23 protein-coding genes are annotated in these 22058 nt (G+C 64.2%); 15 read left to right on the top strand and 8 right to left on the bottom strand.

Annotation, left to right across the window (positions count from 1 at the left end):
- Positions 1–53: 53 nt before the first annotated feature.
- The 4 genes from NKJ18_RS09210 (at position 54) to NKJ18_RS09195 (ending at position 4691) form a co-directional block, all read left to right on the top strand.
- Positions 54–545, top strand: coding sequence for an Lrp/AsnC family transcriptional regulator (locus NKJ18_RS09210; protein WP_352758127.1), 492 nt, complete (start codon positions 54–56; stop codon positions 543–545).
- 129 nt (positions 546–674) lie between these two features.
- Positions 675–2168 carry an NAD-dependent succinate-semialdehyde dehydrogenase gene (locus tag NKJ18_RS09205; protein ID WP_023686965.1) on the top strand — a complete coding sequence of 498 codons (1494 nt, stop codon included), beginning with the start codon at positions 675–677 and terminating at the stop codon, positions 2166–2168.
- 31 nt (positions 2169–2199) lie between these two features.
- Positions 2200–3579 carry an aspartate aminotransferase family protein gene (locus NKJ18_RS09200; protein ID WP_352758126.1) on the top strand — a complete coding sequence of 460 codons (1380 nt, stop codon included), beginning with the start codon at positions 2200–2202 and terminating at the stop codon, positions 3577–3579.
- A 17-nt stretch (positions 3580–3596) separates the two neighbouring features.
- Positions 3597–4691 (top strand): alcohol dehydrogenase family protein, encoded by a 1095-nt coding sequence (locus tag NKJ18_RS09195; protein ID WP_352758125.1) that lies wholly within the window; start codon positions 3597–3599, stop codon positions 4689–4691.
- Positions 4692–4703: 12 nt separating this feature from the next.
- Here NKJ18_RS09195 and NKJ18_RS09190 read toward each other — a convergent pair whose 3' ends face one another.
- A complete protein-coding gene (locus NKJ18_RS09190; protein WP_023692240.1) occupies positions 4704–4880 on the bottom strand; it encodes a hypothetical protein in 177 nt (58 codons plus the stop codon).
- A gap of 178 nt (positions 4881–5058) precedes the next feature.
- Here NKJ18_RS09190 and NKJ18_RS09185 point away from each other — a divergent pair, with 178 nt between their 5' ends.
- The 6 genes from NKJ18_RS09185 to NKJ18_RS09160 are packed head-to-tail and all read left to right on the top strand — an operon-like array spanning position 5059 to position 9885.
- Complete coding sequence (locus NKJ18_RS09185; RefSeq protein ID WP_352758124.1) at positions 5059–5730, top strand: amino acid ABC transporter permease; 672 nt, start codon at positions 5059–5061, stop codon at positions 5728–5730.
- Positions 5730–6401, top strand: a complete 672-nt coding sequence (locus NKJ18_RS09180; protein WP_023667866.1) for an amino acid ABC transporter permease — start codon at positions 5730–5732, stop codon at positions 6399–6401. Before NKJ18_RS09185 ends, NKJ18_RS09180 begins: the two co-directional genes overlap by 1 nt.
- 1 nt (position 6402) lies before the next feature.
- Entirely contained in the window at positions 6403–7137 is a 735-nt protein-coding gene (locus NKJ18_RS09175) for an amino acid ABC transporter ATP-binding protein (protein ID WP_023692243.1), read from the top strand.
- A gap of 2 nt (positions 7138–7139) precedes the next feature.
- On the top strand, positions 7140–8060 hold the full coding sequence (locus NKJ18_RS09170) for an isoaspartyl peptidase/L-asparaginase (RefSeq protein ID WP_023807550.1): 921 nt from the start codon (positions 7140–7142) through the stop codon (positions 8058–8060).
- Positions 8061–8077: 17 nt separating this feature from the next.
- Positions 8078–8869, top strand: coding sequence for a transporter substrate-binding domain-containing protein (locus tag NKJ18_RS09165; RefSeq protein WP_023695228.1), 792 nt, complete (start codon positions 8078–8080; stop codon positions 8867–8869).
- A complete protein-coding gene (locus tag NKJ18_RS09160) occupies positions 8863–9885 on the top strand; it encodes a LacI family DNA-binding transcriptional regulator (protein WP_352758123.1) in 1023 nt (340 codons plus the stop codon). The genes NKJ18_RS09165 and NKJ18_RS09160 overlap by 7 nt, the downstream gene beginning before the upstream one ends.
- Positions 9886–9966: 81 nt before the next feature.
- Here the strand turns inward: NKJ18_RS09160 and NKJ18_RS09155 are convergent, their stop codons facing one another.
- From NKJ18_RS09155 to NKJ18_RS09130, 6 genes are read right to left on the bottom strand one after another with little or no spacing between them, the layout of a single operon-like run.
- On the bottom strand, positions 9967–11226 hold the full coding sequence (locus tag NKJ18_RS09155) for an ABC transporter substrate-binding protein (protein WP_023692246.1): 1260 nt from the start codon (positions 11224–11226) through the stop codon (positions 9967–9969).
- Between the two features lie 36 nt (positions 11227–11262).
- Complete coding sequence (locus tag NKJ18_RS09150; protein ID WP_023667860.1) at positions 11263–11691, bottom strand: hypothetical protein; 429 nt, start codon at positions 11689–11691, stop codon at positions 11263–11265.
- A complete protein-coding gene (locus NKJ18_RS09145) occupies positions 11688–12743 on the bottom strand; it encodes an aldo/keto reductase (protein ID WP_352758122.1) in 1056 nt (351 codons plus the stop codon). Before NKJ18_RS09145 ends, NKJ18_RS09150 begins: the two co-directional genes overlap by 4 nt.
- Positions 12740–13093, bottom strand: a complete 354-nt coding sequence (locus NKJ18_RS09140) for a TIGR04076 family protein (RefSeq protein WP_023667858.1) — start codon at positions 13091–13093, stop codon at positions 12740–12742. Before NKJ18_RS09140 ends, NKJ18_RS09145 begins: the two co-directional genes overlap by 4 nt.
- Entirely contained in the window at positions 13094–13582 is a 489-nt protein-coding gene (locus NKJ18_RS09135; RefSeq protein WP_352758121.1) for a DUF3830 family protein, read from the bottom strand.
- Position 13583: 1 nt separating this feature from the next.
- On the bottom strand, positions 13584–14306 hold the full coding sequence (locus tag NKJ18_RS09130; RefSeq protein WP_023710019.1) for a GntR family transcriptional regulator: 723 nt from the start codon (positions 14304–14306) through the stop codon (positions 13584–13586).
- Between the two features lie 124 nt (positions 14307–14430).
- Between NKJ18_RS09130 and NKJ18_RS09125 the strand changes: the two genes are divergently transcribed.
- The 5 genes from NKJ18_RS09125 to NKJ18_RS09105 are packed head-to-tail and all read left to right on the top strand — an operon-like array spanning position 14431 to position 19154.
- Positions 14431–15231, top strand: a complete 801-nt coding sequence (locus tag NKJ18_RS09125) for an ABC transporter ATP-binding protein (RefSeq protein WP_023710020.1) — start codon at positions 14431–14433, stop codon at positions 15229–15231.
- Entirely contained in the window at positions 15228–15977 is a 750-nt protein-coding gene (locus NKJ18_RS09120; RefSeq protein ID WP_023710021.1) for a branched-chain amino acid ABC transporter ATP-binding protein, read from the top strand. The genes NKJ18_RS09125 and NKJ18_RS09120 overlap by 4 nt, the downstream gene beginning before the upstream one ends.
- Entirely contained in the window at positions 15974–16882 is a 909-nt protein-coding gene (locus NKJ18_RS09115) for a branched-chain amino acid ABC transporter permease (RefSeq protein ID WP_023710022.1), read from the top strand. Before NKJ18_RS09120 ends, NKJ18_RS09115 begins: the two co-directional genes overlap by 4 nt.
- A complete protein-coding gene (locus tag NKJ18_RS09110) occupies positions 16879–17862 on the top strand; it encodes a branched-chain amino acid ABC transporter permease (RefSeq protein ID WP_352446751.1) in 984 nt (327 codons plus the stop codon). The genes NKJ18_RS09115 and NKJ18_RS09110 overlap by 4 nt, the downstream gene beginning before the upstream one ends.
- Entirely contained in the window at positions 17859–19154 is a 1296-nt protein-coding gene (locus NKJ18_RS09105) for an NAD(P)/FAD-dependent oxidoreductase (RefSeq protein ID WP_023710024.1), read from the top strand. Before NKJ18_RS09110 ends, NKJ18_RS09105 begins: the two co-directional genes overlap by 4 nt.
- A 67-nt stretch (positions 19155–19221) precedes the next feature.
- Here NKJ18_RS09105 and NKJ18_RS09100 read toward each other — a convergent pair whose 3' ends face one another.
- Positions 19222–21975: a nitrate reductase gene (locus NKJ18_RS09100; protein WP_352758120.1), complete on the bottom strand. Its 2754-nt coding sequence runs from the start codon at positions 21973–21975 to the stop codon at positions 19222–19224.
- Positions 21976–22058: the final 83 nt, after the last annotated feature.

Raw genomic sequence — 22058 nt, 5'->3', positions numbered from 1 at the left:
GACAATCGAAATAATGCGCCGTCATGGTGATGCCGACAAAAAAGCGGACGCCAATGACATCAGCGAAACTCGACGAGATCGACCTCAGGATACTCGACGTCATCCAGCGCGACGGGCGCATCACCAAGCTGGCGCTGGCCGAACAGGTCGGGCTGTCGCCGACGCCGTGCTGGATGCGGCTGCGCAAGCTGGAGAAGGCAGGCATCGTCTCGGGCTACCACGCCAAGATCGCCATGCGCGTGGTGGCGCCGGTCGCCACCGTGTTGATGGAGGTGACGCTGGCCAGCCATCGCCAGGCCGATTTCGACCGCTTCGAACGCGTCATCCGCGACATCCCCGAAATCGTCGCCTGCTGGTCGGTGGGCGGCGGCGTCGACTATGTCTTGAAGGTGATGGCGCGCGACATCGACGCCTATCAGCGGCTGGTCGACGACCTGCTGGAGCGCGAGATCGGCATCGACCGCTACTTCACCTACATCGTCACCAAGACGGTGAAGGACGAAATCGTGCTGCCGATAGCCGATCTGCTGCCGGCGTCGGCATAAGCCCGGAGAGAATGTCTGTCGGGACGGCACAATAGAGAGAGTCTCTCTCCTTCAGGGCGTCGAAACAGTCTCTCTGTCTGCATGTGACGGATAGTCTTCCCGCATCGTCCGAACCGGGAGGCCTCGACCATGTCCGCGCATTTTGCCCGCTCGCATCGCCATGAGGCGCTCGACCGCCTCTCCGACCGCCGGCTGCTGCGCGAGCTTGCCTATGTCGATGGGCATTGGACCGCGAGCGAAGCGGCCGAAAGCTTTGAAGTCACCGATCCGGCCACAGGCGCGACGGTCGCGTTTGTCGCCGCGCTCGATGCGCAGCAAACGACAAGGGCAATCGGTGCCGCCGCGCGTGCCTTCCCGGCTTGGCGGTCACTGCTGCCGCAGGAGCGGTCGAGAATTCTGCGAAAATGGTTCGAGCTGATCATCGCGGCGAAAGACGACCTTGCCCTGCTGATGACTTTGGAACAAGGTAAGCCGCTGCAGGAATCGCTCGGCGAAATCGACTATGCCGCCTCTTTCGTCGAATGGTATGCCGAAGAGGCAAAGCGCCTCAACGCCGAGAGCGTCACCAGCCATCTGCCGAATGCCGAGATGATGGTGAGGCGCGAGCCGCTCGGCGTTGTCGGCGTCGTCACGCCCTGGAATTTTCCGGCGGCGATGCTGACCCGCAAGGCGGCCGCCGCACTCGCCGCCGGCTGCACCATCGTCGCACACCCATCCTCGGAGACGCCGCTGTCGGCGCTGGCGCTGGCTGAACTCGGCGAGCGCGCCGGCCTGCCCGCCGGTGTCTTCAACGTCATCACCGGCAAGGCAGCGACGATCGTCGGGCGCATGTGCGAAGACCCGCGCGTCCGCGCCATGAGTTTTACCGGCTCGACGGAGATCGGCCGGTTGATCGCCGCACAGTGTGCTCCGACGATGAAGCGGCTGGTGATGGAGCTTGGCGGCCATGCGCCGCTGATCGTCTTTGCCGACGCCGATGTCGACAACGCAGTGAGCATTGCCATCGATGCCAAGTTTGCAACGTCAGGCCAGGACTGCCTTGCCGCCAACCGCATCTATGTCCAGCGCCCGATCTACGATCGCTTCTGCGCCGCCTTTGCCGAGCGCATCGAGGCGCTGCGGACCGGCAATGGGCTTGTCGAAAAGATCGATATCGGACCGCTGATGCATGAGCGCGCCGTGACCAAGGTCGAGGAACAGGTCGCCGATGCCGTCGCCCATGGCGCGCGCTGCCTCACCGGCGGCAAGCGGCATCAGGCCGGGCCGCTGTTCTACCAGCCGACGTTGCTGGCCGATGTCAGCGACGAAGCGCTGATCATGCGCGAGGAGACCTTTGGGCCGGTCGCCGCAGTCACGCCGTTCGACAGTGAGGACGAGGTGATCGCCCGTGCCAACGCCACAGAATATGGCCTCGTCGCCTATGTCGTTACCGAGAATGGCGCTCGCCAGCAACGTATGGGCCGCGCGCTCGACTACGGCATGGTCGCCATCAACCGCGTCAAGATCACCGGAGCGCCGATCCCCTTCGGCGGCGTCAAGCAATCCGGCATCGGCCGCGAAGGCTCGCGCCACGGGCTCGAAGCTTTCACCGATCTGAAGTACCTCTGTCTGGACGTCACATAGTCCGTCCGGCCATCTCTCAAGGAGTCAAAAAATGCTCGACCAGTCCAACGAACTCAACGCCTGGGATCGCGACCATTTCTTCCATCCTTCGACCCATATGGGCACGCATGCGCGGGGCGAGAGCCCGACCCGCATCATGGCCGGCGGTGAAGGCGTCACCGTCTGGGACAACAATGGCAAGAAGAGCATCGATGCCTTTGCCGGTCTCTATTGCGTCAATGTCGGCTATGGCCGCCAAAAGATCGCGGATGCCATCGCCACCCAGGCGAAGAACCTCGCCTATTACCACGCCTATGTCGGCCACGGCACCGAGGCTTCGATCACACTGGCCAAGATGATCATCGACCGCGCGCCGAAGGGCATGTCGAGGGTCTATTTCGGCCTCTCGGGTTCGGATGCCAACGAGACCAACATCAAGCTGATCTGGTACTACAACAACGTGCTTGGGCGGCCGGAGAAGAAGAAGATCATCTCGCGCTGGCGCGGCTATCACGGTTCGGGCGTGATGACGGGATCACTGACCGGGCTCGACCTGTTCCACAACGCCTTCGACCTGCCGCGCGCGCCGGTCCTGCACACCGAAGCGCCCTACTATTTCCGCCGCGCCGACCGCTCGATGAGCGAGGAGCAGTTCTCGCAGCATTGCGCCGACAGACTGGAAGAGATGATCCTGGCCGAAGGTCCCGAAACCGTCGCCGCCTTCATCGGCGAGCCGATCCTCGGTACTGGCGGCATCGTGCCGCCGCCGGCCGGCTACTGGGAGAAGATCCAGGCGGTGCTGAAGAAGTATGACGTGCTGCTGGTCGCCGACGAGGTGGTGACGGGCTTCGGCCGTCTGGGCACCATGTTCGGCTCCGACCATTACGGCATCAAGCCAGACCTCATCACCATCGCCAAGGGGCTGACCTCGGCCTACGCGCCGCTGTCGGGCGTCATCGTTGCCGACAAGATGTGGCAGGTGCTGGTGCAGGGCTCCGACAAGCTTGGTTCGCTCGGCCATGGCTGGACCTATGCCGCGCATCCGATCTGCGTCGCCGCAGGTGTCGCCAATCTCGAACTGATCGACGAACTGGACCTGGTGACGAACGCCGGTGAGACCGGCGCTTATTTCCGCGCCGAACTGACCAAGGCTGTCGGCGGGCACAGACACGTCGGCGACGTGCGCGGCGATGGCATGCTGGCGGCGGTCGAATTTGTCGCCGACAAGGACGACCGGGTGTTCTTCGACGCCTCGCTCAAGATCGGGCCGCAAGTGGCGATAGCACTTGCCGCCAGCGGCGTCATCGGCCGCGCCATGCCGCAGGGCGACATACTAGGCTTCGCGCCGCCGCTCTGCCTGACGCGTGAGGAAGCCGACATCGTCGTTTCCAAAACCGCCGATGCCGTCAACAGCGTGTTTTCCAATCTCTGAGATCGACCGTGAATGCCATGACCAAGACCCTCCCCGCCACCATGGCCGCCGTGCTGCTCACCGGGCATGGCGGACCGGAAAAGCTCGTCTATCGCAGCGATGTGAAAGTGCCTGTGCCTGCCGCCGGCGAGGTGCTGGTTAAGGTCAGCGCTTGCGGTATGAACAACACCGATGTCTGGGTACGCCAGGGCGCCTATGGCACGGAGGAGGACGCTGCCGCCGTGTCGACGTGGCGGCGGCAAGGCAACACGCTTACCTTCCCGCGCATCCAGGGCACCGACACGGTCGGCACCATCGCTGCCGTCGGCGAAGGCGTTTCCCCGGGCCGTATCGGCGAACGGGTAATGGTCGATTTTTCGATCTACAACCGCGACGACGATTCCCTCGCCGACATTGACTATATGGGCCACGGTCGCGACGGCGGGTACGCCGAGTACCAGACGGTGCCGGGCGAGAATGCGCATTTCGTCGATACTGACATGAGCGACGTCGAACTCGCCACCTTCTGCTGCGCCTACCTCACCGGCGAACAGATGCTGGAGCGCGCCGGGCTGAAAGCCGGCGAACGCGTGCTGGTCACCGGCGCCTCAGGCGGCGTCGGTTCCGGCATCGTGCAGCTGGCGCGGGCGCGCGGCGCCATTCCCTATGCGGTCGTCGGCAAGGGCAAGGAGCAGGCGGTGCGCGACATCGGCGCCGAAGCGGTCATTACCCGTGGGGTTGCCGATCTTCCCGCCGCCGTGAATGAAGCCACTGGCGACCAGCCGATCGATGTGGTCGCTGATCTCGTCGGCGGCGCGATCTTCAACGACCTGCTGCGCATCCTGCGACCTGAAGGCCGCTACACCACCGCCGGCGCCATCGCCGGCCCGGTCGTGCAGCTCGATCTCAGGACCATGTATCTCAAGCAGCTGCAACTGCACGGATCGAGCCAGGGCACGCGCGCCGACTTCCGCCGCATCATTGGATACATCGAAGCGAAGAAAATCCGGCCGCTGGTCGGCGGCGTCTACAGGCTCTCCGATTTTCACAAGGCGCAGGCAGACTTTGTTGCCAAGGACTTCGTCGGCAAGCTGGTGGTTGTGCCGGACGCCATGTGGAACATCCGCGCATAACGGCTCCCAACGTCAGAGCGCGTCGTAAACGGCATCAATCAACACCTTGCGGCGTGGATCGACGTCGTCGAAACCCAGCATGCGGTTGGTGACGTAGCCGAATCCGACACCGGCGCCGGGATCGGCAAAATCGAGGGCGCCGCCCCCAGCCGCCATGGCCGAGGGATTGCGGCGACGCGCGGCTGGCATAGGCGGCGTCCTCGAGCTGAAAGCCGGCGGCGAATTGCCGGCGCTTGAGACATAGCGCGCATGAGGCGAACCGGAATCATCGCAACGAATGCAAGCCACAGGCCGGCAACCAGACCCTGCATCTTGACAGACGAGGCGAAAGCCAAAAGAGTGAAACCGGTTTCACTGGGGACCGCCGGTGCATTTCGATCTGTCCATTCTGCTCCCGCATCTGGGTTTTCTGGCGCGCGGCGCCGAACTTACGGCGGCGGCTTGCGCGCTGTCGCTGGTGGGAAGCGTCGTCATGGGCGCGTTGGTGGCGATCGCACGCACCTCCGCCTCGGCACTGCTTCAACGGATCGCCTTCGTCTACGTCGATCTCTTCCGCAATGTGCCGTTCATCGTCCAGCTGTTCTTCTTCTATTACGGCCTGCCCGAGCTCGGCATTTACATCGATGCCTTCACCACCGGCGTCGTGGCGCTTTCGATTGCCGGCGGCGCCTATGCCTCCGACATCATTCGCGCCGGCATCCTCGCCATCGACCAGGGCATCATCGACGCCGCTGAAGTGAGCGGCCTGTCCAGGCGCAAGATCTTCACCCGCATCGTGCTGCCGATTGCGCTGCGCACCTCCGTGCGACCGCTCGGATCCGTGCTCATCAACATGATCCTTACGTCCTCGATCCTCTCGACCATCACGCTCAACGAGCTCACCGGCTCAGCCCAGATCGTGGTCTCGCAGACCTATCGGCCCTTCGAGGTCTATATGGTGCTGCTCTGTGCCTATGCGGCCCTGACTTATCTGGTCTCGCTGGGCGTCACCCTGCTCCACCGCCATCTCAATCGGGACATGATGGAGGCGGTCGACTGATGCGGTTCAGCGACTTCACCTCCTACGACCTGATCCTGCTGGCGCAAGGTCTCGGCACCAACATCGCGCTGTTTCTCGTCACCTCTCTGATCGGACTGCTGATTGGCCTGAGCTGGGCGTTGGTGCGGTTCTACCGTGTGCCGGTTCTGGCCCAGGTCGTCACCTTCCTGTCGGAGCTGTTGAAGAACTCGCCGGTGTTGGTGCAGCTGTTCCTGGTGTTCTTCGGCCTGCCGGCGCTGTTGCATATAAGGGTGACGCCGGTCACCGCAGCGACCATCACTCTGTCGGCGAACACCGCGGCATTCGTCTATGTCATCGCGGTCTCGGCGATCGAGTCGATCGAACGCGAGCAGGTCGAGGCCGCGCGTGTCTTCGGCCTGACCCGGTGGCAGGTCCTGCGCCATATCGTTTCGCCCCAGGCTGCCGCCTTCGCGGTCGGCCCGCTCGTCGCGCTGCTGGTCAACCAGCTTCAGGTGACGTCGCTGATTTCTGTCATCGGCGTCGTCGACCTGACCAAGATTGGCCACATCCTCAACATGCGAACCTTGAAGCCGTTCGTGGTCTGGACCGTCGTCGGGCTGCTCTACTATGGCGCGGCAAAGCTGGTCGCCCTGCTTGGCGAGCGTCTTGAAAACCGCCTGCGGGCGCACAGCGCCTGGCGGGGGCTTTAACATGCTCAAGATCGAAAACGTGCACAAAGCGTTCGGCGAGGTCACTGTGCTGGACGGCGTCGACCTGACGATCGCGCCCGGCGAAGTGGTCTCGATCCTCGGGTCGTCGGGGTCCGGCAAGTCGACACTGATCCGTTGCATCAACGGCCTCGAAAAGCTGAAGTCGGGCCGCATCACGGTCGACGATTTCGATGTCAGCAAGCCGAAGGAGCTGGCCGAGGCGCGCAAGCGCTCAAGCACCGTCTTCCAGCTGTTCAACCTCTATCCGCATATGAGCGCGCTTCAGAACATTACGCTCGCCCCGATCGAGGTGCTGAAGATGCCGCGCCCTGAGGCCGAGGCGCTGGCGCGCAAGCTGCTCGAGTCCGTCGGCCTCGCCGATCGGGCCAACGCCTACCCGGCGCAGTTGTCGGGCGGGCAGCGCCAGCGTGTCGGCATCTGCCGGGCGCTCGCCATGCAGCCGCGCTATCTGCTGCTCGATGAAGTGACCAGCGCGCTCGACCCGGAAATGACTTCCGAGGTGCTGGCCATCCTGGCAAAGCTCGCCGCGCAAGGCACGACGATGCTGTTCGTCACCCACGAGATCGAATTCGCGCGCGAGATTTCCAACCGCATCGTCTTCCTCGACAAGGGCAGGCTGGTGGTCGATCTGCCAACGGATCGTTTCTTCGCCGCGGACGGCGGCCGGGCGCAGCCGCGGGTTGCGCAGTTTCTCTCCAAGATGCGCAAGGACTAGGAATGCTGCTGTTAGCCAACAACGAAGCATGGCCGGGATTCGAAACCTCGGTGCAAATGCTGCGCGATGGCGCCGTCAGCCTGGACGCGATGGTTGCCGGCATCGGCATGGTGGAGAAAGAGGTCAAGGTTCGAAGCGTCGGCTATGGCGGCTGGCCGAACATGCTGGGCGAGATGGAGTTCGACGCCGGCGTCATGGATGGCAATACAAGAGAGGTCGGTTCAGTCGGCGCTGTGCCAAGGACCTTGGCGGTCGCTGCCCTGGCGCACCAGGTGATGAAGCGCCTGCCGCATGTGATACTGACCGGCGAAGGGGCGCAGCGCTTTGCCAGCGAAATCGGCTTTGCCGAAGACAAAGTCTTGTTCGAGGACTCCAGGCGCGTCTGGTGGGAGCGGCTGCAACAGGAACTCACACCGCAACAGCTGGCGAAATTCCCCAATATCGATCTGGCGCCGCTCAGCCGTACTATCACCGATCCCGAGCGCGTCCGCGACACCACCGTCTTCCTGTCGGCGGATGCGCGGCGCGGCATCCATGCCGCGACTTCGACCTCGGGCTGGGCCTGGAAATATCCGGGCCGGCTCGGCGATTCTCCCATTCCCGGCGCAGGCTTTTACGCCGACAGCCGCTATGGCGCGGCGGCGTGCACCCATACCGGCGAGATGACGATGCGCTGCGCCACCGCACGGACCGTCGTGCTGGCCATGAAGCTTGGCCGATCCTTGTCGGATGCGGTCGCGCTGGCGGTCGAGGAACTGGCTGAACTCGACACCGGCTTCCTGGCCGGAGTGGTCATCCACGCCGTCGACGCCGAGCAGAACCACGAGGTGGTGAATTTCAGATGCGAGGGCGAGGTCCGCTACTGGCTCTGGAAGGATTCCATGTCCGCACCCGAATTGCGGGCGGCAAGACGCGTCACTTGAAAATAAGGAGAGGAACCATGAAAACCGTACTGCGTGCCTTCGCCGCGCTGGCCATCGTGGCCGGTTCGGCATTTCCAGCCCTTGCCGGCATGATTGACGACATCCGCTCACGCGGCACCATTCGCATCGGCGTATCGCTCGGCGGCGAGCCGATCGGCTTTCGCGATGCACAAAACAACCCTGTCGGCTACGATGTCGATGTCGCGACGCTGCTGGCGCAAAAGCTCGGCGTGCCGGTCGAGTTCGTCGACGTCTCGGGCGATGCGCGTATTTCCATGCTGGTGTCGGGACAGATCGATGTCGCGGTCGCAAACACCTCTGCAACGCTCGAGCGGGCCAAGACCGTCAACTTCACCATCCCCTACAACCGGGCCGGGCTGCGCGTCATCGTCCAGAAAGATGCCGGGATAACCGACCTCAAGGGGCTCGCCGGCAAGAAGGTTGTCGTCGGCCGCGGCACCACGGGCGAAACCTTCCTCAAGGCGGCCGTGCCGGAAGCAGAGCTCGTCTATGTCGACCAGTTCGCGCCCGACGGGGTTCTGCAGCTGCAACAGAAGCGCGTCGATGCGGCGATCGAGGATTCCTCGTTGCTCGATTACCTCGCGACCAAGACACCGAGCCTGGTGACGCTGCCAGGCCTCTATTCCAACGATCCGATCGGCATCGCCGTCGCCAAGGGCGATCCCGAATTCGTCCGCTGGCTCGACATGTTCGTGTCCGACTTCATCCAGTCGGGCACCTACGAGACGACCTACAAGAAGTGGTGGGGGCCGGACTCCAACCCGCCGGCGCTCAACCCGCTGTGGTGACACCCATTACCGGCAACCGATCGGCGCACACTCGAGGCGCCGTCGCAACGATCGCCGACGTCGCGCGGCTGGCAGGCGTGTCGCGTGCCGCGGCCAGCCGTGCGCTGTCGAGCGGACCGCGACCGGTCTCGGCGGACAAACGCGAACGTGTCGTGCAGGCCGCCGCGCAGCTCGGCTACAAACCCAATCTCCTGGCGCAAAGCCTGACCACCAAGACCGTCAATCTGGTTGCCGTCGTGGTCAACCACATTCACGACCTTTCAGATCTCGACCTGTTCGACCGGCTGCTCGACGCAATCCAGTCGATCGGCAAGCAGGTCATCCTCATCCGCATCGGCTCGGCGGAAGGGGTCGAGGATTTTCTGCGCAACGGCGTTGCCTATCATGTCGATGCCGCCGTGGTGTTCTCCGACTTTGCCGATGCAGCGACGGTGCGGCGCATGTTTCGCTCGGACCTGGTCATCATGCTGAACGGACTGCATGACGATCTGTCACCCACCGTCATTCCCGATGAAGGTGTGGGCATCGCCGAGGCCGTGGCGGATGCGGCGGCCAAGCGCGTGCGCACGGCCAGCCTACTGACCGGCCGTTCGTCCTCACGCGTCGAACAGCTGCGCATCGGCCACTACCTCGAAGCGTTCCGGCATCATGGAATTGAACTGCTGCAGACGGTCCAGGGAGACTATTCCTACGAGTCGGGCTATGCGGCAGCCGCCGGCCTGACGGGACGCGGCTGTCCCGATGCGGTCTTTTGTACGTCCGACGCGATGGCCATGGGTGTTCTGGATGTCTGCCGGGCGGATTTCCCCGACAACCGGCCCAGCCGCTTCCGCCTCTATGGCTTCGACAATGTGTCCCTGACAAATTTCGACGCCTACCCGATATCGTCAATCGGCTACGACAAATCGGACTATGTGGGTCATATCGTCGGCGCCCTCTCCAATCCGCAGGTCTTCATGCCCGGCCAGCCGCCTGTCGTTATATTGACCCGGCTGATTTCGCGCTTGACCGCGTAACTAGCGCCGATGTTGGACTGCTTGTCCGGCGTCGATCTCCCAGAGATCGAACGGAGATCGCGCCGGACAATGTACCGGCGCCTACTGCAATTTCGCCTGCAGCGCGTTGACGTCGTCGGTTGTCATTTCACCGTCGGTCGTCACCTTGCCGTCGACGATCTTCCACAGCCGGAACGGACCGGTGATGTCGCCATATTTGTCGAAGCTGACCGGACCGATGACGCCTTCATAGCGGATCGGCTTGCCGTCCTTGATCAGGCCGAGCGCCTTGGCGAACTCGTCCTTGCCGGCATAGATCGGTGTGCCGGCAGGATCGACCGCCTTGTACATGGCATCCTTGATCTTGGCTGGATCCTCGGAGCCGGCAATGGCAATGGCGAGGCCGACAATGGCGCCGGCATCATAGGAACGGTCGGCTGCCGGGTTCGACGGCTCGATACCCGAAAACTCCTTGTAGTTTTTCAGGAAGTAGTCGGTGGAGGCCGTCGGGCTGGTGCCGGAAGAGGTGCCATAGGCATCCTTGAGATAATCGGCGCCGACGGATTCGATGAAGTCCGGGCTGTTCATGCCGTCATTGAGCAGGAATTTCTGCACGCCGCCCTGCGATATCCAGGTGCGGGCGACCGTTGCGCCGTCGACCGGCGTGCTGACGAGGTAGAGCCCGTCCGGTTCGCCTCCCATCGCCGCCGTGACCTCCGAGGCATAGCTCGACTGCTTTTCGTTGTAGGGCGTGTCGGAGACGATGGTGCCGCCGAGCGCTTTGTAGGCACGCGAGAATTCGGCCACCATGTTGACGCCGAAGTCGTTGTTGACATGGATGATCGACAGTTTCTTGAAGCCCTTGTCGATGGCGTATTTGGCGGCGGCCACGCCTTGCAGCGCATCCGACGTGATGGTGCGGAAGAAGATGCCGTTGGTCTTGCCGTCGCGGCCAAGGGCGGTCAGCGTCGGCGAGGACGAAGCCGGCGACACCTGCACGATCTTGGCCGGCCCGGTGACCGAGGTCAAAATCGGGATCGACACCGAGGAGATGATGCCGCCGATGATCACCGGCACCTTCTTGACCTGTACCAGCTGGGTCGCGGCATCGACCGCGATATTGCCCTGGCTCTGGCTGTCGCGCGTGTCGGTTGCGAGATCGCAGCCGCGTACGCCACCGGCTTCATTGATGTCGCGGAAGGCCATTTCGACGGACTTCGCGCCGGCCTGGCCGTATTCGCCGGCCGGACCGGTGAGCTCCATGACCAGGCCGACGGTGATCTTGCAGTCCGCTGCGTGTGCGGCGCCGGCCATCGTCACGAGAGCCAGTGCTGTGGTGATTTGAAGTATCGTCTTCTTCATTGCCGTTCCCCTTTTCTTGTTTGAACTTTTGCCTGTTCAGCCTTCCGGCGCCTGCAGCCAGGTCTCATGCAGATGCCGCCATTCGACGCCGTTTGGTGCCGATGAACTGGTGGTGAAGACCGCACTGGACTGCCGGCGACTGTGTTTGCCGGCGCGCAGTTGCGCCTCGATGTAGAAGATGACGATCGTGTCCGCGTCCTGCCAACCCGGCCTGATGTCCTCGATCGATATGGCAAAACCGTCGTCGCAAGTGGCGCGGCTTGTCCGGACATGATCTACGACCGCGTCGCGATCGAGGATCTGGCCATTCGGCGCCACCATGGTGAGGCCTTCGCCCATGACAGCCTCGAAGCGGCCGAACTCCACAGCGTCGGCTCGCGCGGCGACAAACCAGTCGACGAAGAAGCGATGCAGGTCGATGATTTCAGCGCTGGCACGCGAAAAAAGGGAAGGCTCTCCGCTCATTTCTTCCCCGCATTGAGGTTGTAATGCATGATCGAGCCATGGCGGCCGTGACGGTCGCGCTCCAGCGTGTAGACATCGCCCGCGAGGCCGGTGCCTTGTGCGATGGCGGCAGCAATCCGCGCGCGATCGTCGGCGTCGAGCGCGACGTCCATGATTTTCGTATTGGCCAGCGCATGTGCCTGGTTGCGCGCACCGACAATGACGGCCGCGACCTGCGGCTGCTCGAGCACCCATGCCGAGGCGATGGTGGCGATGTCGACGCCGTGGCGATCGCCGACCGCTTTCAGCGCCTTGAGCAGGGACTGGAACAGCTCCCAGCCGCCGAAGTCGTCGATGATAAGCTTGTATTTGACCAGCGAGCGGTTTTCGAGCGGCGTGGAGGGCTCGGCCACGCCAAGCCATTTGTCGCTGAGGAAGCCGCCGGCCACCGAGCCGTAGCAGAGGAAGCGGACACCGTTCTTAGCGGCAAGACCCGCAAGGCTGTTTGCCGGCCGCTGGTCGAGCACTGAATATTGCAGTTGCTGGCTGACCAGCGGGATGCCCGCGGAGAGGATTTCGGCTAGCCTCGGCGTATCGAAATTGGTGGTGCCGAGATTGCGCACCTTGCCTTCCAGCCGAAGCTCGTCGAGCCAACCCATCGCCTCGACGTAACGAGGCTGGTCATAATCCCACCAGTGAAACTGCACGAGATCGATCCGCTCCGTCTTCAGCCTGCGAAGCGACTGATCGACGATGCCCCTGATGTAGTCGCGGCTGATCCTTGCCAGTCGTTCGAGGTCCGGCACCAGCTTGGTGTGCACCTTCATCCTGGCCGCGACATCGAGACCGCGATCGCGCGCCAGCCGCAGGCGCGCGGCGCCGATCAGTTCCTCGACGCCGGTGTAGATGTCGGCGCAGTCATAGGTCCAGATGCCGGCATCGAAAGTGGCGATGAGGTCGGTCACCGCCTGGCTGCGGTCGACGGCGCCATGCCCGCCGGCAAGCTGCCAGCCACCGCGGATGACTCGCGAGATCGCATAGCCGGGGCTGAGTTCGATGGTCCTGGCGGTCATCCCTTGTCGGTCTCCTTCGGCAGCGGCACGGCCGTGGTTTCGGCATGGCTGAACCGCCGCTTGGCAAGCCTGACAATGCGGAGCCGGCTGGCGCAATTGGGATCGGGACAGGCGATCTCGGCATCCGAGGTCATCCAGTCATTTGCATGCGTCGGGCGCTGCTTTGCCGCCAGGAGCGGCAACACGGCGGAGATCGAATAAATCGAAAAACCCTGCCCCGCCGGCAGCGACAGCATTTCGCCCTTGAGTTCGAAATAGTCGCCGGCCCTGGCGCCGCAATAGACCGGCTTGCCCTCGGGGATGACCGCTTCGACGCGCAGATCGAAGAGTTCGAAACTGTCGTCGGCCATTCAGGCCTCCACCAGGCTGAAGGTGATGTCACAGGCGCCGTTGCGGCGGATGACGCCGCAGGCGGCGGCAAACTGATCGCGCTCTCCCGCAAGCACTTGCGCGACCACGCTGCCGGCCAGCCAGCCGATCGGGAACAGCAGCCGCGCCCCCTGCCCGTAGTACAGGCCGATATCGAAGATGGCATTGGGATTGCCGCCCCACACGCGTGGCGGCACATAGGACAGCATGATATCGCCGGGCTGCGGCGTCAGCGTTGCATTCTCCGGTGGCAAAGGCTGGGCATAGGCCTGGCCGTGGAGATCGGCTGACGGAACCGGGCACGAGATTTCCGGTCCTGTCCACATCGCATGGATGCCTGGGATGATGCGTGGCTGCGCCAGATACGCCAGCAGGAAGGCGGCATTCTCCGGCGCCTTTTCGGGCAATAGCAGCGCCGTCACGGAAAGCTTCGAGCGTGGTTCTGTGATGCCGATGGCGGGCTTGGGCATGTCAGTCCTTCGCCGATTGAAGTTTGTCGCGCAGGAAGGCGAAGGGGCGGCTGATGTCGGCTACCAGCGCCTCGCGCGCCGCTTGCGCATCCTGTTTGGCAAGTGCCGCGACAATTCGACGATGATAGTGGGCGGTATCAACCTCGCCTGCCTCGGAGAAGGCATAGATGGCGACGCGGATGCAGGGACCCGATTGAAGCCAGAGGCTTTCGATCATCGGGATCAGCACAGCCGAGCCGCAGCAGCGGTAGATCTCAAAATGGAAGCTCTGGTTGAGCGTCGCTTCGCGATCGATATCCTTCTTGTGCTTCAGGGCCCGCATCTCGTCCCACTCGCCCAGCATGGCTTCGATCGATGCGATCTGGCGCGGGCTCATACGCGTGGCGGCAAGCGCGATCGCTTCGCCTTCGATGAGTGAGCGGGCGCGCAGGAGGTCGTCGATGCGCTCCAGCGTGATCGGCGGCACGCGCACCGAGCGGTTGGGCAGCGCCTCCAGCGCCTTTTCCGTGATCAGCCGTCCAAGCGCTTCGCGTACCGGCATGGTCGAGGTGACCAGCGCATCGGCGAGACCGCGGATAGTCAGCACCTGGTTCGGCTCGAAAAGGCCACCGATCAGAGCACGGCGCAACTCGGAATAGACGCGATCCTGCACCGTCTCGCGGCCGACCGGCGTAAGCTGGGCTGCGATCGTCCCGTTGTTCTTGTCGATGGCAGCCTTCTGCATTACCGGCATTTGCCCCGTTTTCGGCTTGCGAATGAAATTAAAGCCGAATAGCGTGATCAACGCAAGTGTGATCACAAATCAAAAATCAGGAGGCGACAACGATCGTCTTCGGCCAGAGGGTTTGATGAGCGATGCAGCGGAGCGCCAACGGCAGGAGACCCGTGCGCCAGTTCTGACGGCACGAAACGTCGTCAGGCGTTTTGGCGGCCTTGTCGCCGTCGACAATGTCTCGTTTGATGTCAAAGCGGGCGAAATCCTCGGCCTGATCGGACCCAATGGCGCCGGCAAGACGACGATGTTCGATCTGTTGGCGGGCAGCATATTGCCAACCAGCGGCGATATCCTGCTCAATGGCACGCGCGTCTCCGGCGAAGCCGCTCATCTGCGTATCGGCCGTGGTCTTGGCCGCACCTTCCAGATCCCGCGCCCCCTGCCCAATCTGACGCTGATCGAAAACATCATGCTGGCGGCGCAGGGCCAAGCCGGCGAAAAATTGCTCGCCAACTTCGTCACGCCGTGGCGAGTGGCGGCACAGGAAAGAGCAGCCAGGGCAAAGGCACTCGAGCTGCTCGAGCTCGTCTCGCTCGCTCGGCTGGCGCACGAACCGGCACGCGTGCTTTCCGGCGGTCAACGCAAGCTGCTCGAACTCGCCCGCGTCATGATGGCCGATCCGGCGATCATCCTGCTCGACGAGCCGGCGGCCGGCGTCAACGCAACGCTGCTCGAGATCATCATCGACCGCATCCGCGACATCAACGCGCGCGGCATCACCTTTCTGCTGATCGAGCACAATATCGACATGGTGACGCGGCTCTGCCACCGCGTGCTGGTCATGGCGAGCGGCCAGTTGCTCAGCGAAGGCACTGCGGAAGAGGTCGCCCGCGACCCGCGCGTCATCGAGGCCTATCTCGGAGGCCCAGCATGAGTGAGACGGTCCTCGACGTGCGCAACCTCGAAGCCGGCTACGAGCCCGGCGTGCCGATCGTGCGCGGCGCCTCGATCACCGTCGGCAAGGGCGAGATCGTCGTCGTGCTCGGTCCCAACGGCGCCGGCAAGTCGAGCTTCATCAAGGCGATCGCCGGCCTTGTCCCGATCACCGGCGGCGCGGTGTTCCTGGACGGCAAGGACATAACTGCTGCTCCCGCCCACACCATGGTTCGGCTCGGCCTGGCCTTCGTACCGCAGACGGAGAACATCTTCCCGCTGATGTCGGTCGAGGACAATCTGAAAGTCGCCTGCGGCATCCTCGAGCGACGCGAAATCCCTGCCCGCATCGAGGAAATGTACACGGCCTTCCCCGACCTCGTCCGCCAGCGCCGCACCGCCGCCGGCAATCTGTCGGGCGGACAGCGGCAGATGCTTGCCGTCGCGCGCGCCCTGATCGTCCATCCCAAGGTGCTGGTACTCGACGAACCGTCGGCCGGCCTTTCGCCGAAATTCGTATCGACGGTGTTCGAGATGCTGGCCGGCATCCGCAGGTCCGGCGTCACCATCCTGCTGGTCGAACAGAACGCCAAGGCAGCGCTTGCCATCGGCGACCGCGCCTATGTGCTGGTCGAAGGCAGGGACCGGCACGAGGGTGTGGCATCCGAATTGTGGAACGATCCTGTCGTCGCCGAACTCTATCTCGGCCAACGCCCGTCCCCCGTCGGCAAGGGAGGCGCGGCATGAGCCTGCAATTTGTCGTCGATGGGCTGCTGACCGGCTCGATGATCGGCCTTGGCGCCATCGGCGTGACGCTGACCTACTCGATCCTGCGCTTCTCGAACTTCGCCCATGGCGACTTCATGGCCTGGGGCACCTATGCGACGCTCGCCGTCGTCAGCGCCATCGGCGCGATGTTCGGCAAGGTGGCGCCCATTGGTCCGCTGTCCTTCGGCTGGCCGCTGCTGGTTGCGCTGGTTGTCGGCATGGCTTTCACCGCCCTGCTGGCGCTGTTGCTCGACAAGGTGCTGTTTTCGCGGCTGCGCTCGCAGGGGCAAGCCATCATCGTGGTGATGGCGAGCTTCGGCGCCTCGATGGCGCTGCGCAGCCTGCTCGAATTCACCTTCAGCTCACGCCCGACCTATTTCAGCCGGGCGATCCAGATCGCCATGCCGGTCGGCTTCGGCATCCGCATCACGCCCGATCAGATCGCGCTGCTGCTGCTGACCGCAGTGCTGGTGCTCGGCGTGCATCTGTTGATGACACGCACGCAGACCGGCCGCTCCATGCAGGCGCTGAGCCAAAATGCGGCCCTGGCCCGCATCGTCGGCATCGATGTTGCCTCCGTGGTGCGCGTCACCTGGATCATCGGCGGGGCGCTGGCCTGCGTGGCCGGCGTGATGATCGGCATTCTGGTGCAGATCCGCCCGTTCATGGGCTTCGACATGCTGCTGCCGATGTTTGCAGCAGCCATCCTCGGCGGCATCGGCAGCATTCCGGGCGCTGTGCTCGGCGGCTTGATCATCGGTCTTGCCGAAGCCGGTGCGGTGCAGCTGATCGGCGCCGAATGGCGCGCCGCAATCTCCTTCATCATCCTGATGGCGGTGCTGTTCGTTCGGCCGATCGGCCTGTTTGGTGTGAGGGAACGCTGATGGACCTGCTCGGCTACGGCGCCTTCTTCCTGACCACCGCACTGATCTTTTCGCTGGTCACACTGGGGCTCAATCTGCAGTGGGGGCTGACTGGCCTTTTCAATGTCGGCCTTGCCGGATTCGTCGCCATCGGCGCCTATACATCGGCGCTGCTGACGACCCCGGACGATGCCGCGCGCTTCGGCGGCTTCGGTCTGCCGATCCTGGTCGGCTGGGCGGGCGCCATGGTCGTCGGCGGTATCGCCGCAGCACTTACCGGCATGGCCACGCTGCGTCTGCGATCCGACTACCTGGCGATCACCACCTTCGGCGTCGCCGTCGTCGTGCAGCTGGTCGCGCTCAACGCGCAGAAACTCACCGGCGGCCCGTTCGGCATCGGTTTCATCCCGCGCCCGTTCGGCGGCCTTGCCGAAACGCCGCTGCTGTTCAACCTGTCGAACCTCGCCGTCGTTTCGGCTGTGACGCTGATCGCCTATCTCGCTCTGGAGCACCTGTCGCGCAGCCCCTGGGGCCGCGTGCTCAAGGCGCTGCGCGAGGACGAGCGAGCGGCGATTTCGCTGGGCAAGAGCGCGCGCTTCTACCGCGTCCAGGCCTTCGCCGTCGGCGGCGCTATCATGGCGCTGGCCGGCGCTTTGCAGGCGCATTTCACCGGCTTCATCGCGCCCGATAACTATCTGCCGATCCTGACCTTCCAGGTCTGGGTGATGCTGATCGTCGGCGGCTCGGGCAGCAATGCCGGCGCCGTTGCCGGCAGCATCCTGGTCTGGGCGATATGGGCGGGGTCGGGCACGCTGACCAGCGTGCTGTTTGCGCCCGAGCAGCAAGCACGCGCGGCCTCACTGCAGATCGTCGCCATCGGCGTCATGCTCTGCGTCATCCTGCTGATGCGGCCTAACGGATTGTTCGGCGACCGGCCGCGCCGACCGAAGCCCGGCACACAGACAAAGGCGGCGGCCAACGAGAACGAGGCCGGATCATGAATGCCATGATCCGGCAGCAAGCGTATGGCGTTTCGCTCTGGCATGCCGTCAGCCGCAACCGCCGCGACCGGGGCGCGCTGCAAGGCGGACTCGACGTCGATCTCGCGATTGTGGGCGGCGGCTTTTCCGGCCTGTCGACGGCATTGCATGCCTCTGAGAAAGGGCTTTCGGTCGCGGTCCTCGAAGCCGAATTCATCGCTTGGGGTGCGACCGGCCGGAATGCCGGCTTCGTCGTTCCGAACTTCGCCAAGCGGGATCCAGACGACATCATCGCCGAACTCGGACCCGAGCGCGGCGGGAGGCTGATCGATTTCGCCGCGGGAAGCGCTGACCTCGTCTTCGGCCTGATCAAGCGGCATGGCATCGAATGCGACGCTGTGCAGAACGGTTGGATCCAGCCGGCGCATTCGTCCGCCGCGCTGGAAAAGACGCGATCGCGCGCCGAGCAATGGGCGGCGCGGGGCAGGCCGACCGTAACGCTCGATGCCAAGGCGGTCACGACGCTCACCGGTATCGGCGGCTACGCCGGCGGTTGGATGGACAACTCGGGCGGCGTCCTCAATCCGGTCGAGTATGCGCGCGGCCTGGCCGACGCCGCGGAAAAGGTTGGCGCACGCATCTTCGAGCAGACGCGTGTCACTTCCATCGACCGCACGCCGGATGGCTGGGCCTTGAAGACTGCGTCCGGCACTGTGCGAGCGGGCAAGGTCTTGGTCGCCACCAACGCCTATGGTGGAGAGCTGAACCCGACACTGGCACGGACGTATATCCCGCTGAAAGTCTTCCAGATCGCCACTGCGCCGCTGTCGCGCGCCATACGCGCGCGCCTGATGCCCGGCGGCCAGGGCGTTGGCGACACCAGGCGCAACCTGTTCACGTGCCGCTGCGATGGCCAGAACCGGCTGATCAGCGGCGGCATGCATGTCGTCGGAGCCGGCGCCGAGACGCGGGTGCCGCAAACAATCTGGCGACGGCTCGCCAGGCATCTCGATTTGCCTGACCTGCCGCCGCTTGCCTACAGCTGGACAGGCGTGGCGGCGGTGGGGCCGGATTTCCTGCCGCGTCTCATCGACCTCGGCCCAGGCCTGATCGCAGGCTTCGCCTGCAACGGCCGCGGCATCGCCATGACCACGGCAATGGGCAAGGTGCTGGCCAACTGGGCGAGCGGAACGGACGCCCGCGATCTGCCGCTCCCCTTCGCGCCGCCAGCGCCGATCCCGCTGCACAAGCTCGTGCGCTATGCACCGAATATGCTGCTCCCCTGGAGCATCCTGCGCGACCGGCTGGATTAGACAGCCACCACCTTCCGCAATCGATGACCATGGTGGCCCAAGAGGATATCGTCAGATCCAGCCGCACCTACTCCGCAGCCTGAACCCGATTGGCCTGGATGACCGCCCGGATCTCGGACCGGCAGGAGCCGCAATTTGTGCCGGCCTTCAGGGCGCCGCCTACGGCTTCGACTGTCGTGCACCCGGCCGCCACTGCCGCCACGATCTGGTTGACCCCGACGCTGAAACAGGAGCAGACGGTCGCGCCCGCATCGGGCCGATCGGCGCCGGCGCGACCGGCGACGATCCTGAAGCGTTCGCGCTGGCTGGTGTGAACCTCCTGGAGTTGCTGTGCCGCCCAACCCCGCGAAACCGCCACCGGTCCCGACGCGATAAACAAAGCCCCGGCGAGGTGCTGGTCGTCAAAGGCAGCAATGCGATGCTGGCCGGTATCGCGGTCGTGATAGGCGAGCATGTCGGCTACGGGAACATCGAAAAGCGAACCAGCAAAACCAGCCCAGTCGATGTCATCGCCGGCAAAGGCAAGCTCCACCCGCCAGCCGCCCTTGCATTTGGCCACGGCCCAGTAATCTGCTGCGAGCGCCACCGGCTTGCGGCGCACCACAGCGAAGCCGAAGGCTCTCGCGGCGAATTTCTCGATACGGGCGCCGACATGTTTCAGCGCAGGTTGGCCGGAAACCGGATCGGTCAGAGGCGCGGTCAGCGTGTCGAGGCGGCCCTTTGCCGAAAACTGATCGGTCCAGTGCATCGGCGCAAACACGCTCCCCCGGCGCTGGCGTGCCGTCACCAGCGCGCGCACCAGCACATCCCCGCGCAGGCTGGAGACGCGCACGATGTCGGCGTCGCCAATGCCGTGATGCGTGGCATCCGCCGGGTGGATCTCGACGAAGGGCTCGGCCATGTGCTGGGAGAGACGTGGGCTTTTCCCAGTGCGGGTCATCGTGTGCCAATGGTCGCGAACACGGCCGGTGTTGAGGATCAGCGGATAGTCCGGGCTGGTGCGTGTCTCGACGATGGGACGAATGGCGATGAAGCGCGCCTTGCGGTCGGGATTGTAGAAATTGCCGTTGGCGAAGAAGCGGGTGCTGGAAGGGTCAAGTCCCGCTTGAACACCCCCCTCTGTCCTGCCGGACATCTCCCCCGCAAGGGGGGAGATTGGCAGCTTTGACGCCGGCATATCTTCTGCATCGTTGGTAATTGGCGAAGGCCGAGGCGACGGCTGATCTCCCCCCTTGCGGGGGAGATGGCCGGCAGGCCAGAGGGGGGTGGCTGGGCTCGGCGCCGGCCATTGGAACGGAGCCAATTCTTCATAGGCGTCGGCATCGATCGCACCATAAGCGCCGATATCGAAATCCCGCGCGCCGTCATTCTCGAAACCCGACAGCGCGGCGTGTTCGGCGAAAACCTCCGCCGGCGTCACATGCGCAAACGCCTCGCCAAACCCCATCCGCTTGCCCACCTCGGCAATGATCTGCCAATCCGGCCGCGCCTCGCCGGGCACTGCAAGAAAGCTGCGCTGGCGCGAGATGCGGCGCTCTGAATTGGTCACGGTGCCGTCCTTCTCGCCCCAGGCGGCGGCGGGTAGCCGCACATGGGCGTGACGCACGGTGTCCGTGCTCGCCAGCACATCCGAAACCACGACAAACGGGCAGGCCTTGATCGCTGCCTCGACGGCATCGGCATCCGGCATCGAATCGACCGGGTTGGTGGCCATGATCCACAGTGCCTTGATGCGGCCGGCGGCGATCGCCTGAAACATCTCGACCGCCTTCAGACCGGGCTTTTGGGCGACGGCCGGCGCATTCCAGAAACGCTGCACGCGGTCGCGGTGCTCGGGGTTATCGATCTCCATATGGGCAGCCAGCATGTTGGCCATGCCGCCGACCTCGCGGCCGCCCATGGCGTTGGGCTGGCCGGTCACCGAAAACGGCCCTGCCCCAGGTTTGCCGATGCGGCCGGTGGCGAGGTGGCAGTTGATGATGGCGTTGACCTTGTCGGTGCCCGAAGACGACTGGTTCACTCCCTGGCTGTAGACAGTGACGGTTTTCGCAGTCGCGGCGAACAGGTTGTAGAAGCGGGTGAGCTCGTCCTCGCTCAGGCCGGTGGCGGCGGCAATGCCGGCAAGGTCGAGCGCCGATGCGGCGAAGAGAGCTTGGCCGAAGCCGGTCGTGTGTGCGGTCACATAGCCGCGCTCGAGCGCGTTGTGCCGGCCGAGCCAGGCGAGCAGTCCGGTGAACAAAGCAACGTCGCCATCCGGTGCGATCGCCAGGTGCATGTCGGCGATATCAGCGGTCATGGTGCGGCGAGGATCGACCAGCACGACCTTCATCTCCGGTCGTTTTTCCCGGGCCGTCGCGATGCGCTGGAAGAGCACGGGATGGCACCAGGCGAGATTGGAGCCGACCAGCACGATCAGGTCGGCGAGCTCGAGATCCTCGTAGGTGCCGGGCACGGTGTCGGAGCCGAAGGCGCGGCGGTGGCCGGCAACCGAGGAGGCCATGCATAGCCGCGAATTGGTGTCGATGTTGGCCGAGCCGATGAAGCCCTTCATCAGCTTGTTGGCGACATAGTAGTCTTCGGTCAGCAACTGGCCGGAGACATAGAAGGCGACGGAGTCAGGACCGTGCTCGGCGATGGTTTGCGAAAAGGTCGAAGCGACGCGGTCGAGCGCCTCGTCCCAGCCGGCACGGCGACCGTGGATTTCGGGGTAGAGCAGCCTGCCGTCGAGGTCGATGGTTTCGGCCAGGGCCGAGCCCTTGGAGCAGAGCCGGCCGAAGTTCGCTGGATGGTCGGGGTGGGGGGGGCCGCCGCGAGAAACCAACCCCCCACCCAGATACGCACCCCCACGCCCCCACCCCCCCCAAACAGCGAGGGGGGGACTAAACCCCCCCCCCCGCCCAACAA

This window comes from Mesorhizobium sp. M0217, assembly GCF_040321955.1.
Taxonomy (GTDB): domain Bacteria; phylum Pseudomonadota; class Alphaproteobacteria; order Rhizobiales; family Rhizobiaceae; genus Mesorhizobium.
Note: the sequence above shows the minus strand (reverse complement) of the source record. Positions and strands in the feature narration are given on the sequence as shown.